We start from the raw sequence: 563 nt of genomic DNA, 5'->3' as shown, positions 1-563 counted from the left end.
GTAATTTCAGCACCGGTTTCACTTTTTACTTTCCTAACAATGTCAAGAAATGTCTTTTCTGTCCATTCCTCAGGAGTTCCAACCATTGCTTGTGCCATTTCGCGGCTAATTTGCATAAGTCCACCAGTTTGTTTTTTGAACGTAGCATATGTATCTAGATGATACCCACCTTCGTACTCCCAAAGACAAGCTGTAATCCTCAAACTGTCACTGCCCTCAACATCGCGATTGGCTTGAGCTACCCAAACTGCTCCCTCGCAAGAAGCCATTTTAATAGATGCACCACTTGCTGCAGCTAAAGCTGCCATTGAAGACCCTTCAAAAGGATTAATTAGCTTGAATCTGCCTGGCTCAGAAGGTGGCTTAGAAAATGATGGGATTGGGGTGTTCTCTGTTGCGTTATTAATATTTTGTCCTAGCCCGTCGCTAGCAGCAGCTATTACAGAGGAACGGTGACTATTGGTTTCAATATTAAAAATTCGATAATACTCAACGGTTTTAGTTTTCTCTACCAAAGAGTTGTTTAGGGAGCCACAGCCAGCCAACGCCAGGGTCATTAGGAC

Annotated in this window: 1 protein-coding gene; it reads right to left on the bottom strand. The window is 43.3% G+C overall.

What is annotated here, in order from left to right:
* A partial coding sequence (locus BCT81_RS25045) for a hypothetical protein (RefSeq protein WP_102426217.1) occupies positions 1 to 563 on the bottom strand: 563 nt, incomplete at both ends.

It is taken from the genome of Vibrio sp. 10N.261.52.A1 (assembly GCF_002876325.1).
In the GTDB taxonomy this organism is placed as follows: Bacteria; Pseudomonadota; Gammaproteobacteria; order Enterobacterales; family Vibrionaceae; genus Vibrio; species Vibrio chagasii.
This window is presented reverse-complemented; position numbering and strand designations above follow the sequence as displayed.